Source organism: Salinispora mooreana (assembly GCF_000379065.1).
Taxonomy (GTDB): domain Bacteria; phylum Actinomycetota; class Actinomycetes; order Mycobacteriales; family Micromonosporaceae; genus Micromonospora; species Micromonospora mooreana.
Genome location: NZ_KB900614.1, coordinates 4,151,272 through 4,165,114, shown reverse-complemented (window position 1 = coordinate 4,165,114; position 13,843 = coordinate 4,151,272). Strand labels below are relative to the sequence as shown.

Below are 13,843 nucleotides of genomic sequence, written 5' to 3'. Positions count from 1 at the left end.
GTCACGGCGCGCTCCTGGCGGCGGCAGCGGTCTGGCGGGGTAGGGGCACGGGAGTGTCGTAGCCGGCGGCCTGGAGGGTGAACAACTCGGCGTACCGACCGCCGGCGGCGAGCAGGTCATCGTGGGTGCCGGCTTCGACGAGCCGGCCGTGGTGCAGGACGTAGATGCGATCCGCGTGGCGGACGTTGGCCAGCCGGTGGGTGATGAGGATGGTGATCCCGTGGCCCTGCCGGTCGCGGATCGCCTGGAACAGGGCGTCCTCCGCCCGCGGGTCGAGCGCCGAGGAGGGCTCGTCCATGATGAGCAAGTCGGCGTCGCGCAGGAAGCCCCGGGCGGCCGTGATGCGTTGCCACTGCCCACCGGAGAGGTCCTGACCGCCGGCGAAGGTCCGGTCGAGCAGGGTCTCGTAGCCGTGCGGCAGCTCCTTGATCATGTTGTGGGCGACGGCGCGGCCGGCGGCGGCCTCGATGCGATCGGAGTGCGGGGTGGTGGTGAGGTCGCCGATGGCGATGTTCGTGGCGGCGGTGAACGGCCACTTGTGGTATTCCTGCGTCACCACCGCGATCCGGGCCCGTAACGCGTCGGTGTCCCAGTCGTCGGTGGGCCGACCGTTGTAGCGGATGCTCCCGTCGGTGGGCGTCCGCAGGGTGGCGATCATCGTGGCGAGGGTGGACTTGCCGGAGCCGTTCTCCCCCACGAACGCCACCGTCTGCCCCGCCGAGATACTCAGGCTGACCTGGTCAACGGCGGCGGCGTCCCGGTCGGCGTAGCGCAGGCTGACCGCGTCCACCTCGACCGCGCGCAACCGCTGCGGCACCGGGCGGTCGGCGTCGCCGGTACACGGCTCGGGGAGGAGGTCGGTGGCACCGGTACGCGGCTCGGGCAGGTAGTCGGCGGCGCGGGTCATGAAACCGGTGTAGTCGCGGAAGTGCTGGCCCTCGGTGTAGGCGCGGTCCATCTGGAAGGTGACCACCGCCAGGGATCGCTGTGCGGACTGCACGGCGATGACGCCGGTGGCCGCGGCGGCGAGGGGAATGTGCCCCTCGACCAACAGGACCCCGAGCAGCACGTAGACCACGGCGGTGGCGATCCCACCGATCATCGCGCCGACGGTGGTGGTCGTGGTGACCCGACGGGCCAGGGCGAGCTGGATCCCGGTCTCGACCCCCATCACCCGGTCGTACTGGTCGAGCAGGAAGGACCGCAGCCCGTAGCTGCGCAGCTCGGGGGCGGAGTCGCGTTCGGCCATCAACCGGTGCAGTAGCCACAACCGACGCCGCCGCACCGACCCCGCCGCGTACGTCTGATAGCGAAGGTGCCCGGCGCGCAGCGACGCCCAGCCGTTCGGCACCGTGGCCACCAGCAGGGCCACCAGCAGCAGCGGGTGGATCACGACGACGGCGACCGCGACGGCGAGCACGCCGGTGAGGCCGGCGAGCAGGTTCACCGACGCCTGCACCAGGCCGGTGGTGGAGTCCGCGCCCCGGGAGGCCCGCTCCATGTCGTCGGCGAAGGCGTCCGCGTCGAACGCCTCCAGCCGTACGGCCGTGGTCACCTCGAACAGGCCCCGTTCCACCTCCCGGTCGACCTTCGGGCTCAGACCGTTCTGGGCGTACCCCATCGCGGCGGCCATGCCGGCGCGCAACGCGGTCACCGCCGCGAGGGCGACCAGGGCGGGCAGCGCGGCGAGCACCTTGTCGGCGGTCGGACCTCCGGCGAACAACTCCACCAGGACCCGCTGCGCGGCGAGTAGCCCGACGGCGGCCAGCACTCCGGCGCCTATCGTGGTGGCCGCCACGATCGAGGTGCGGAGCCGGTCGGCCCGCCAGCTGACGGCCAGCGCCGCGCCCACCAGTCGGGGCAGCTCGGAGAAGACCGCGAAGAGACCGGCCTGCGCCCGCGCTCGCACCCCGGTCTCCCACCACATCTGGCGCAACTCCGGTAGGGCCGTGTCTCGCTGGGTCGGCGTGGGCTGATCGGACGGGCGGTCGGGCAGGCTGGTTGTCGGCATGCGGGAAACGTAGGACTGGCCGGGGGGACACGCCCGCAGCACCGCGCGCCGACAATGTCGGCAGCCGCGACACCGATTCCGACAATGTCGGTAGCGGCGACACCGAAGCCGACATCACCCGAACGCGTCGGTGACACCGGGCGGAAGTGTCACCACCGACAGCTACGGTGTTCGCTCATCGTGACCGCGACCCGGGGGTGGCAGCGATGCGCGACACCGACGACACCAGGTCCGCCCGTCGCGCCCTCGGCCGTCGCCTCGCCGAGCTGCGCCGGGCCGCCGGGCAGACCCAGCACGGTCTCGCTCGGCTCGTCCAGTACGGACGCAGCTCCGTGGCGAACACCGAGACCGGTCGCCAGCACCCGGAACGGCCCTTCTGGGCCCGCTGCGACGAGGCGCTGCGCACCGGTGGGGTACTCACCGCCGAATACGACCGCATCACGAACCGGGAGCACCGCCACCGCACCGTCGGGTCGCGTGGTGGCGGTGCCGGACCGCCCAGCGGCCCCCCAGCCACGTGGTGGGAGGCCGTGCACGACACCGAAGGCTGCTCACCGGCCACTCTGGTGCACCGGCTCTGTCTCCTGCGCCACGATGTGGACCGCGCGATCGTCGCGCTGACCTGGCTCGGCCACCACCCCACCGCGACGAGCAACCGCTCCGGGTCGCCGGCGGAGATGAACGAGGACTGGTCCGCGACATCGTCGTAGGGCAAGCCGTAGGATCTGCACACCACCGGTGCCGGTCGTGGTGGCGTAGCGGGATATCCACGGTCCGGCCGGGCTGTCGGCGGTGAGGTGAGCGAGCACCCTCAGCCTCATCGGCAGCTTCGAATTAGTCACGCGGCCTGAGCTGCGCGGTCACCAGCTGGTCCGTCTCCGAACCAGTGAGCACCTGCTGCCGTACGTCGCTGAAACCAGCCTCGCGCAGCAGCCCGGCTAGTTCGTCGTGGCCGTAGGCCCGGCCTCCCTGGGTGTGAAAGAGGTTCAGGCTGAACATCCGGACGAACGCCGCGCCCAGACCGGCCGTCGGCTGCTCCGGTGCCGTGGCGAGCGGTTCGAGCAGGGCCACCCGGCCACCGGGGCGCAACGCGGCGGCGACCCGACGCAGCAGGGTCAGCGTCTCGGCCGCCTGGTAGCCGTGCACGACATTGAAGAGCAACGCCAGGTCGTGACCGGTACCAAGGTCGGCCTCGAAGAGGTCACCCGCACGTAGCGTGCACCGGTCGGTCAGGCCGGCGGCGGCGACGGTCTCGGCCCCCTGGGTCAGCGCACCAGCGAGATCCACCACGGTGGCCCGCAGTTGCGGGTGTGCGGTGAGGAAGGCCACCGGATAGCTCGCATGCCCGCCACCGACATCGAGCAGACTGCGCGCGTCGGCCGGCATCGGCAGCAGTTCGACGATCTCCGCGCTGAGCCCGTCGGCGAGTCGACGCAGCATGGTCTGAAAGTCCGCCAAAACCTCCGGTCGCTGCTCCAGCCAGGCGTAGAAGTCACCGGTCGGAGTGCCGGAGCATATCGACGACTCCAGGTCGTGCCACCAACCGGTGAGCAGCGCCGACCAGAAGGCGAGCACCGGCGCGAAGCTGTCCGGGACCGCCCGCAGGAGCCAGCGGGTCGTGTTGGCACTGTTGGCGTACCGACCGTCGGCGTGGATCAGGTAGCCGAAGCTGGTCAACGCGTCGAGCAGGATCCGCAGACCGAGCGGATCGGTGCCGGTACGGACGGCGAGCCGCTCGACCGGGAGCGGTCCGTCGGCCAGTTCCTCGAAGACTCCCAGCCGAAGCGCGGCACCGGCACTACGGAAGGAGACCGCGTCGAGCAGGTCGAGGAACGCGGCGGGGGCGGCGTCGGAGGCGTGGAACTGCTGCGCCTCCTCCGGGCTCAACGGCACCGGCATGGCAGGGCTCCTTCAGGTGGTGGGTCGGCGGTCGGTGGAGACGGTCTCGGGACCCGGAGTGTCGGCGGAGACGGTCTCGGGGCCGGGAGTGTCGTCGGGGAGCGCGTCGGGGAGATCGTCGGCGGCGCGCAGCACCGGTCGGGTCCAGGCGAGCACGGCGAGGAGCACCATCGCCACCCCGGTGACCGCGAAGAGCAGTGCGATACCGCGGCCCTCCCCGGTGCCGATCACCCGGCCGACCGAATCGGCGAGCGCCCCCTCCGGGCGCAGCAGCGGCTCGAAGAGGCGATCGGCGATCGGCCCGGCCAGCACGTACGCCAGCGGCACACTGGCGTCACCGATCACTCGGGCGGTGGCGAGCACCCGGCCCAGCACGGAGGGCTCGGTCTTGGTCTGGATCAGGGTCATGGTGGAGCTGTTCACGATCGGCAGGGTGAAGAGGAAGAGCGGGGCCACCACCCCGATCAACCAGGCGGACGGGGCCGCCGCGTGCAGTGCGAGCGCCACTCCCCCGAGCGCGAGTCCCCCGCAGACAGCGGTGACCCGGCGGGTCGGTCCGCCCCACACCCCCATCACCAGGCTGCCGGCGAAGAGACCGGCACCCCCCGCCGACATCAGCAGGCCGAGGGTGTCCGCCGTGGCGAACGAGAGGATCAGTGGCTGCACCAGGACCCCGGCGATGCCGAAGAGAAAATTGAAGGCGCCGAAGACCACCATGAGCGCAAGCAGGCTCGGCCGTTGCCGCAGATACCGCCAGCCGGCGGCGGCTCCCCGCAGTACCGCCTCGGCGGGGCCGGACCCGGCCGGACGGGTCACCTCGGCGGGTAGCCGGACCAGCAGCAGGGTCGAGGCCGCGACCACGAACGTACCCAGGTCGATCGCCATCACCCCGCCGATCCCGACGGTCACCACGAGCACCCCGGCGATCAGCGGCGCGGCGATCTGTACCGCCCGGGAGACCTGCATCAGTCCGTTGACCCGGCCCAGCTGTCGCCTGCCGACCAGCGCCGGGGTCATCGCCTGGTAGGCGACCTGATGGACGGTGGACGCGGTGGCACTCACCGCGGTCCCCAGGTAGATGTGCCAGACCTGGAGGGCGTCGGCGACGACCAGCGCGGCGAGCGCCGCCGTACCGGCGGCAGCCACGGTGTCGGCGACCAGCATCAAGCCGCGGCGGTCCCGCCGGTCGGCCAGCGCCCCGGCGAACGGCGCGAACAGTACCGCCGGCAGGGTGGCGGCAAGAAAGATCAGCGAGAACTGGGTGACCGAACCGGTGCGCTGATAGACCCAGACCCCGAGGACGAACGCGGTGAGGCTCGACCCGATCAGGGAGACGAGCTGGCCGAGCCAGATCGCGGCCCACCGGGCAGTGGGCACCGTGCGCTCAACCATGGGCCCTCCCGGGCGGTGGGGCGAGGAAGCCGGCGGCCACGAACGCCGACAGGTAGGTGTGCAGCAGCCGCTCGTCGGCCGGTGGACAGGTGATCCCGGCCGCCGCGAGCGTCGTCTCGGTGCCGGTGCAGTCGAAGTCCGGCTGCGTCCGAACCGGGGTGTCCACCTCGAAGAGCGGGGCGAGCCGGGCCAGCGCGGCGTCCGGCCGGTCCAGCAGCGCCGCCCGCCAACGCGGGTACGGCACCGAGGTCACCGGGTAGCCGAAGCTGGCCAGCGCGGCGGCCAGGGCGGCATACGACATGGTCTGGTTGTTGTAGTAGTGGTGGTCCGTCGTCGTGCCCGCCCGGGTCAGGTGCCCGATGCCGGCCCCCACGTAGTTGACCGGCGCGAGGTCGGCGGGGTCGTCGATCTCCGGTACGGCGCCGAGCTGCACGCAGGTCTTCAGCAGCCGGCTGAAGTAGTCGTCGGTGTTGCCGAGGCCGCTGCCGGCGTCCCCGGTGATCCGGGCCGGCCGGTGCACGCTGACCGGCAGCCCCCGCTCCCGGGCGGCCCGGACCAACGCGTCGGCCACCCACTTGCTGGCGTTGTAGCCGTCGGGGAACCCGTCGCCGTCGGCCGGGACGTCGCCCTCACGCACGAGGGTGCCGCGGTGCGACGGGGTGACGAAGACCCCGAGGGTGGAGACGAAGTGGACCGCGCTCGGGCGGCCGGTGCTGGCCAGCCGGAGCACCTCCACCGTGCCGCCGACGTTTGCCGGACGCAGCGTCGAGTACGGCGCGACGAAGTTGACCACCCCGCCGTTGTGCACGATCGCGTCCAGCCCCTCACCCAGCTCGGCGAAGTCCGCGCCGCTCAGGCCGAGTCGGGGCGCACCGAGGTCGCCGGGGACGCCGATCAGACGGGCGGCGTACTCCGGCCGCCAGAGGCCGTACCGGCGTAGGTTGCCGCGGACCCGGTCGAGCGCGGCGGTCGGGGTGTCCGCCCGGACCAGACAGTGCACGGTGGCGGAGCTGTGGGCGAGCCAGTCGGCGAGCAGGTACGCGCCGAGGAATCCGGTCGCCCCGGTGCAGAGCACCGCACGTGCCGGCGCAGCCGACACCCCGGAGGGTACGGCCAGGTCGGCGGGGAGTCGGGCCTCGGTGCGGAGCAGGTCGACGTCGCCGTCCCGGGCGGGTTCGACTCCGTCGAGAACGGCGGCGAGGCCGGCGAGGTCGGCGGTGGCGAAGAGCGCCCGCAGTGGCAGGTCCACCCCGAGCGCGGCCCGGATCCGGGTCGCCAGACTCGCCGCGAGCAGGGAGTGTCCGCCGAGGTCGAAGAAGTTGTCCTGCCGGCCCACCGGACCGGCGTCGAGTAGCTCGGCCCAGATGCTGGCGAGCGTCTTCTCGGTCGGGGTGGTCGGGGGCTCGTGCACCGCCTGGTCGATCTCCTCCGCCCGGGGCAGGGCGGCCAGGTCGAGCTTGCCGTGCCGGTTGGTGGGCAGGTCGGGCACCCGGATGAAGGCGGTGGGGACGAGGTACTCCGGCAGCCGGCGGCGCAGCGCGATCCGCGCCTGGGGGCCAACCGGGGTCGTGTCGTCGGCGACCAGGTAGGCGACGAGCCGGGGGCCGGCCGGGGCGTGGTCGACGACCACGGCGGTCCGGCGCACCCCGGGCAGGGCGGCGCAGGCCGCCTCGACCTCGCCGAGCTCAATCCGATGGCCCCGGATCTTGACCTGCTGGTCGGTCCGGCCGAGAAATTCGAGGCTGCCGTCGGCACGGTGCCGGGCGAGGTCGCCGGTGCGGTAGAGCCGCGACCCGGCCGGGCCGTACGGGTTTGGGACGAAGCGATCCGCAGTTTCGCCGGGATTGTCGAGGTATCCGCGGGCGGGGGCCGTGCCGCCGATCCAGACCTCCCCGGCGAGGCCGATCGGCACCGGCCGCAGGTCGGGATCGAGGACGTGCACCTGAACGTTGGGCACCGGGCGGCCGATCGGCAACCGGGTCAGGCCGGGTAGTTCGACGCCGTCCACGGTGGCGTAGGTGGTGGCGCAGACGGTCGCCTCGGTCGGGCCGTAGTGGTTGTGCAGCGTGACCCGCCCGGCGGTGAGTCCCGCCCAGCGGCGCACCGTCGCCAGGTCCACGGGTTCCCCACCGACCATCATGGCGCGCAACGGGCCGACGTCGAGCGCACCGGGCCGCGCGGCGAGATCGGTGACCCAGCGGGCCCAGAGCGGCGCGGCGGTGTCCACCAGGGTGAGGCCGTGCGCCCGGCACAGCTCGACCAGGCCGGCTCCGGTGATCGCGGCCGGCTCCCGGTGCACCACGATCATGGCCCCGCTGACCAGGGCCGGGAAGAGGTCACCGACGGCGGCGTCGAAGCTCAGCGGGGGCAGCATGAGCAGCCGGTCACCAGGACCGATGCGGTGCAGGTCAACGAAGGCCAGGGCCAGGTTGACGGCGGTGCGGTGGCTGACCATCACCCCCTTCGGCGTGCCGGTGGAGCCGGAGGTGTGGATGACGTAGGCGAGCTGGTCCGGGTGGACCGGTCGGGGAGCGGAAGCTGGCGGCTCCCCGGTCGGGCCGACGTTGACCGGTTGGCCATCCGGACCAACAGGGAGCACGGTACCGACGTACGGCGGGTCGTCGTCGAGCGTCTCCGGCCCGGCGGCCAGGGTGGCGGCGAGCTCGGCGTCGGCCAGGCAGACCGCGGCGCCGGCGGCGGTGAGCAGGGCACGCAGCCGGGCCGGGGGGTGGCTGGGGTCCACCGGAAGATAGCCGGCGCCGGCCTTGAGGATCGCCAGGATGCCGGTGACGGCGGCACGGCCGGCGGCCAGCGCGAGCCCCACCGGCTGGTCCGGACGGACCCCACAGCGGCGCAGGTGCGCGGCGAGCCGGTCGGCGTCGGCGTCCAGCCGGCCGTAGGTCAGGGCCGGCCGGTCGGGCTCGCCGGGGCTGATGTCCAGCAGGGCGGGTGCGTCCGGGTCGGCCGCCGCCCGTGCGCTGACCAGCTCGTGCAGCCCCAACCCACCCGGGTACGCCCGGTCGGTGTGGTTCCAGGAGGCCAGGTCGCGTCGCTCAGCGGGGCCAACCAGCTCCAGCGCGGAGAGCGGCAGTTGCGGCCGGGTGGCCAACGCCCAGAGCACGGACCGGAACCGGTCGACGAACCGGTCGATGGTCACCTGGTCGAAGAGGTCGGTGTTGTAGTCGACCAGGGCGTCGAGGCCGGCCGGGGACTCGTACACCGCCACGGTGAGATCCAACCGGGCGGTCTGCCGCAGCACCGGCACCGGGCGGACGGCCAGACCCGCCCGACGGTCGCTGGCACTGGCCTGGTTCAGGACCAGCATCACCTGGAAGAGTGGGTTGCGGCTCGGGTCGCGGGGCAGCCGCACGGTCTCGACGATCCGCTCGAAGGGCAACTCGGCGTGCGCCATCGAATCCACACAGGTACGCCGGACTCGGGCCAGCGCCTCGGCCAGCGTCGGGTCCCCGGACAGATCAGTGCGCAGCGGCAGGCTGTTGACGAACAGGCCGACCAGCTGCTGTTGCTCAGGGTTGGCGCGCAGCGTCACCGGAGCCCCGACGCAGACGTCGTCGGTGCCCGCGAGGCGGGCCAGCAGCACCTGGAGACCGGCGAGCAGAACCATGAAGCGGGTGCAGCCGGTCCGCTGCGCCATGCCGTCCAGCGCCGCGATCAGGTCGTCGGAAAAGGCGAAGCCGTGGGTACTGCCGGCGAAGGTCTGGGCGGCGGGTCGCGGCCGGTCGGTCGGCAGGTCGAGCACGCCGGAGCAGCCCGCCAGCCGGTCAGTCCAGAACTCCCGTGCCCGGTCGGCGGCGGCGCTGGCCAACCACTCCCGCTGCCAGAGCACGTGGTCGGGGAAGTGCGTGGTCGGCGGAGCGGTCGAGGCGACCGCCCCGGTGAGCCGACGGTGGTGGCCGTCGAGAAGCCCGGTGAGCACAATGTCGAGGGACCGCTCGTCGGCGATGATGTGGTGCAGGGCGACCACCAACAGGTGCTCGTCCCGGTCCAGCCGCCCCAACCGGACCCGCAGCAGAGGCGCCCGGCCCAGGTCGAACGGCGTTTCGCTCTCCCGGCTGGCGATGGCGGTCGCGGCGGCCTCGCGGGCGGCGGGCGGCACCGTGGTCAGCTCCTCCACGACGAGCTGACACCGGGCTGCCGGGTCGGTGGCGGGCAGGATGACCTGCTCCACCTCCCCGTCCCGCTGCACGAACGTGGTCCGGAGGGCGTCGTGCGCCGCGACGACCTCGTCGAGCGCGGATTGCAGCGCCACGGGGTCCAACCGGCCGGTGACCCGCACTGCCTGGCTGAGCACGTATGCCGCGGTTCCGGGCTGGAGTTGGTCGAGGAACCACATGCCCTCCTGCATCGGGGAGAGCGGCACCCGGGCACCCGGGTCCCGAGGGGCAATCCCGGCCGGCTGCGCCCGGCGGGTCAGCCCCCGGCGGGCCATCAATGCCCGGATCAGCTCTTCGCGGTCGGGCCCGGAGGCGTTCATTCCGGGCCGCCCAGCAGGCCCCGTAGCTCCTCGTCGGAGAGGTCGGCCACCTCCACCCGAAGGGCGGCGACGGCATCGGTCTGGCCCGCTACCTCCTCGGTGGAGCGCAGCGCGCGGGCCATCGCGTCGATCGTCGGTGCCTCGAAGAGGATCCGGATCGGCACCTCCGTATCCAGCGCGGTGCCGATCCGACTCAACGCCTGCGCGCCGAGGAGGGAATGCCCGCCGAGGCGGAAGAAGTCGTCGTGCACACCGATCCGCTCGACATGCAGTACCTCCTCCCAGATCCCGGCGAGTAACTGCTCGAGGGGGTCACGGGGGGCGACCCGCTCCACCCGCGGGTCGGTCCAGGTGGGCACGGGCAGGGCGTTCCGGTCGACCTTGCCGTTGTCGTTGAGCGGCAGGGCGGTCATCGGCACCAGGGCCGCGGGAAGCATGTACTCCGGCAGCCGGCCGCCCAGGTCGGACCGGACCTGGGCGCCGAGGGAGTCCGGGTCGACGCCGTACGCCGGCACGGCGTACGCCACCAGGCGGGTGTCCCCGTCCCCGCCGGCCCAGGTGCCGACCACCGCGTCCGCGACCAGATCGTGGCCCCGGAGCAGGGCCTCGATCTCACCCAACTCGATCCGGAACCCGCGCACCTTGACCTGATGGTCGGTGCGGCCAAGGAACTCCAACCGGCCGTCGGCGCGCTGCCGGGCCAGGTCACCGGTGGCGTAGAGCCGGGCACCGGGGTGGTCGGCGAACGGGTCGGGCACGAACCGATCGGCGGTCAGGCCGGGTCGGCCGTGATATCCGCGCACCACGCCGGACCCGCCGATGTGAATTTCTCCCACCACGCCCACCGGCACCGGCTGGTACGCCTCGTCGAGCAGGTAGATCCGGGTATTGGCGATCGGCGCGCCGAGGTCCACCGGGGTCGGGGTCGGCGCCACGGGGGCCGCTGCGGACCACACGGTGGTTTCGGTGGGCCCATAGCAGTTCCACAGGGTCCCGCCGTCGGCCTGCAGGGCATCGGCGAGGTCCCGGGACAGGGCCTCACCGCCGCAGAGGCGCAGCCGCAGCGTCGGCGGCACCCCGCCGGAGGCCAGCAGCAGTCGCCAGGTCGCCGGGGTCGCCTGCATGGCGGTGATCCCCGCTTCGGTGAGCCGCCGGCGCAGGGCCGGCCCGTCGCCGACCTCGTCGGCGCCCACGACCAGCAGCGGGACGTCCAGCAGCAGCGGCACCAGCAGTTCCAGCACCGAGATGTCGAAGGACAGGGTGGTGACCGCGGCGAAACGATCCTCGGGCGTCAGGTCCAGGTCGTCGTGGAAGGAGGCAACGAGGTTGGTCACGCTGCGGTGCGGGACCGCCACCCCTTTCGGTCGACCGGTCGAACCCGAGGTGTAGATCAGGTATGCCAGTGAATCCGGATGCACCGGGACCGCCGGCAGCGGCTCGGCGGGTCCGGGGGCATCGGTGGCGTCGTCGAGCAGCACCGTCACCGAGCCCGCCAGCACCGGGCCGAGCCGCGCGACGACCGCCTGGTGAGTCAGCACGACCCGGGTGCCGGAGTCGGCGAGCAGGTGGCGCAGCCGTTCCGGGGGCAGGGTGGGGTCGAGCGGCAGGTAGCCGGCCCCGGCCCGCCACACGCCGAGCACCGCGGCGACCAGGTCGAGCCCGCGATCCAGGCAGATGCCGACCGGGGTGTCCGGGGCGACGCCGGCGGCGAGCAGTCGCCGGGCGATCTGTCCGGCCCGCCGGTGCAGCCCGGCCCGGTCCACATAGCCGTCGGGACCGGTGACCGCAGGTGGAGCGCCGGACTCGGCGGGTTCGGTGGGGAGCAGGTCCAGGAGGGTGTTAACCGGTAATGTGCCCCGGTCGGTCTGGTTCCACTCGACCACGGCACGCCACCGCTCCACTCCGTTGAGCAGCGGAATCCGCGTCAGGGGACGATCCGGCTCGGCGACCGCCGCGTCCAGCAGGGTGCACAGGTGCCGGGCCAGCCGGTCGACCGTACCGACATCGAACAGTTCGGTGTCGTACTCGAAGGCCAACCGCAGGGCGCCCTCGGCGGTCAGCTCGCCGGCGAGGGTGAGGTCGAACTTGGCGGTGCCGCTGTCGACCGGCAGGGAGGTGGTCGTGCAGCCGGCGAGCTGAAAGGCGTTCTGCGGCGCGTTCTGCAGGATCAGTTGGGCCTGAAAGATCGGCGCGTGGGCCAGGCTGCGTTCCGGCTGTAGCTCCTCAACCACCTTCTCGAACGGCACCTGGGCGTTGCCGAGACCAACGAGGGTGACCTCCCGTACCCGGTCGACGAGTTGCCGTAGTGACGGGGAGCCAGCGGACGACACCCGCAGGGCAAGCGTGTTGACGAAGAAGCCGACCAGCCGCTCCAGGTCGGGATGCTCCCGACCGGCGACCGGGGCGCCGATCACGATGTCGTCCTGCCCACTGTGTCGGGACAACACCGCCTGGAACACGGCGAGCAGGGTCATGAACATGGTGACCCCGGCGCCCTGGTTGAACTCCTCGACCCGTCGCACGGCCGCCGCCGGGACGGTGACGTAGTGGCAGGCACCCCGATACGAGCGACTGGCCGGGCGGGGCCGGTCGGTGGGGAGGCTGAGCAGGGCCGGCGCCCCACGCAGGTGCGCGACCCAGTGGTCGAGCTGTCGGCGCAGCGCGTCACCGGCGAGCCGCTCCCGCTGCCAGACGGTGAAGTCGGCGTACTGGGTGGGCAGGTCGGGCAGCTCAACCGGGGCCCCCGCCAGCACCGCCGCGTACGCGGTCTCCAACTCCTGGAAGAGCACCCCGATCGACCAGGCATCGAAGACGATGTGGTGCACGCAGAACGCCACGTGGTGCCGGTCCGGAGCGGTCCGGATCACCAGCACCCGCAGCAGCGGACCTGCGGCGAGGTCGAAGGGTTGCCCGGAGTGCGCTCGAACGCGCGTGGTGGCCTCGACCTCAGCCTGCTCCGCCGGCAGCCCGGTCAGGTCTGTCTCGGTGAGGTCCACCTCGCCGATCGGTCGCACCACCTGCACTGGTTCGCCGCCGGACTCACTGAACGTGGTGCGCAGCGCCGGATGCCGGTTGACGAGCGTGGTCAGTGCGGTACGCAGCGCCGCGACGTCCAGTGGCCCGTGCACCTGGAAGGCGACCGGGATGTTGTAGACCGGGATGCCCCCGGTGAAACGGTCCAGGAACCACAGCCGCTGTTGGCCGAAGGAGACCGGGTAGCTGCGGGGCGCCTGGGCCCGTTCGGCGAGCAGGCGGGCCAGCAGGGCGCGCTTGCCGCCGCTGCCGGACGCGGTGGAGTCGGCGGTCATCATCGAACCCCCTGGTTCGTGTTCTGGTGCCGGATGCCGACGTCGGTGCTGGGTTCGGGCAGTGGCAGGCCGTGCCGTTGGGCGGCCGCCTGCACCTGCCCACGCAGCGACGCCGGGCCGCCGCGCCCGAAGTACCGCAGGTAGCTGGCGAAGGTCACCGGGTCGTCGGCGAGGAACGGCAGATCACTGGCGACCATGTACCGGACCACCAGCATCGGAACAGGGCTGCGCAGCGGCCGGAAATCCGTGTTCCACAGGCCACCCTTGGCCGGCGGGCCGTCGTGGAACTCGCCGAGCATCAACCCCTGTTCGGTGTATTTCGGTTTGAGCCGTAGCTGGGTCCGATCCACGACCTGCCGGGCAACGTCGCCGGGCAGGTCCGGGAGCGTCAGCAAGATCGTCTTGAACTGGGCGGACGGCCCGGTGAGCGGGTCCAACTCATGGAACCAGTCCCGGTAGACCGCGAGCACCTCGTCCAGCTCGGCCTCGTTGACGGTCTCCCCACGATGCACGGCCAGGTAGAAGATGCCCCGGTCCAGGGAGCCCTGGGCGTACGGACAGACCGGGCCCTTGCGGCCCAGCTCCGGATGGGGTGCACAGAGGTACTCCCGGGCCCAGGCGACCACGGCCCGCACCTGGTCAACCGCCCCGACCAACAGTGGGTGCAGCGGATCGGCAGCCAGGTCGGACTCGGTGAGCAGGAGCTGTTCGGGGTTCATCGGATGCGTCAACACGCCC

7 protein-coding genes are annotated in these 13,843 nt (G+C 72.4%); 1 reads left to right on the top strand and 6 read right to left on the bottom strand.

The genetic code is table 11. From position 1 onward, the window contains the following. Position 1: 1 nt before the first annotated feature. A complete protein-coding gene (locus SALPAC6_RS0119870; RefSeq protein ID WP_018255094.1) occupies positions 2 to 2,011 on the bottom strand; it encodes an ABC transporter ATP-binding protein in 2,010 nt (669 codons plus the stop codon). Between the two features lie 206 nt (positions 2,012 to 2,217). Between SALPAC6_RS0119870 and SALPAC6_RS0119865 the strand changes: the two genes are divergently transcribed. Continuing rightward, positions 2,218 to 2,721: a helix-turn-helix domain-containing protein gene (locus SALPAC6_RS0119865; protein ID WP_026189881.1), complete on the top strand. Its 504-nt coding sequence runs from the start codon at positions 2,218 to 2,220 to the stop codon at positions 2,719 to 2,721. A gap of 124 nt (positions 2,722 to 2,845) precedes the next feature. On the opposite strand, the gene SALPAC6_RS0119860 is transcribed toward SALPAC6_RS0119865, so the two are convergent. From SALPAC6_RS0119860 to SALPAC6_RS0119840, 5 genes are read right to left on the bottom strand one after another with little or no spacing between them, the layout of a single operon-like run. After that, on the bottom strand, positions 2,846 to 3,910 hold the full coding sequence (locus tag SALPAC6_RS0119860) for a methyltransferase (protein WP_018255093.1): 1,065 nt from the start codon (positions 3,908 to 3,910) through the stop codon (positions 2,846 to 2,848). Between the two features lie 12 nt (positions 3,911 to 3,922). Then, positions 3,923 to 5,302, bottom strand: coding sequence for an MFS transporter (locus SALPAC6_RS0119855; protein WP_018255092.1), 1,380 nt, complete (start codon positions 5,300 to 5,302; stop codon positions 3,923 to 3,925). After that, positions 5,295 to 9,797, bottom strand: a complete 4,503-nt coding sequence (locus SALPAC6_RS0119850; RefSeq protein ID WP_018255091.1) for a non-ribosomal peptide synthetase — start codon at positions 9,795 to 9,797, stop codon at positions 5,295 to 5,297. The genes SALPAC6_RS0119855 and SALPAC6_RS0119850 overlap by 8 nt, the downstream gene beginning before the upstream one ends. Then, complete coding sequence (locus SALPAC6_RS0119845; RefSeq protein ID WP_026189880.1) at positions 9,794 to 13,108, bottom strand: non-ribosomal peptide synthetase; 3,315 nt, start codon at positions 13,106 to 13,108, stop codon at positions 9,794 to 9,796. Before SALPAC6_RS0119845 ends, SALPAC6_RS0119850 begins: the two co-directional genes overlap by 4 nt. Further along, positions 13,105 to 13,839 carry a DUF6875 domain-containing protein gene (locus SALPAC6_RS0119840; protein ID WP_026189879.1) on the bottom strand — a complete coding sequence of 245 codons (735 nt, stop codon included), beginning with the start codon at positions 13,837 to 13,839 and terminating at the stop codon, positions 13,105 to 13,107. Before SALPAC6_RS0119840 ends, SALPAC6_RS0119845 begins: the two co-directional genes overlap by 4 nt. Between the last annotated feature and the right edge of the window lie 4 nt (positions 13,840 to 13,843).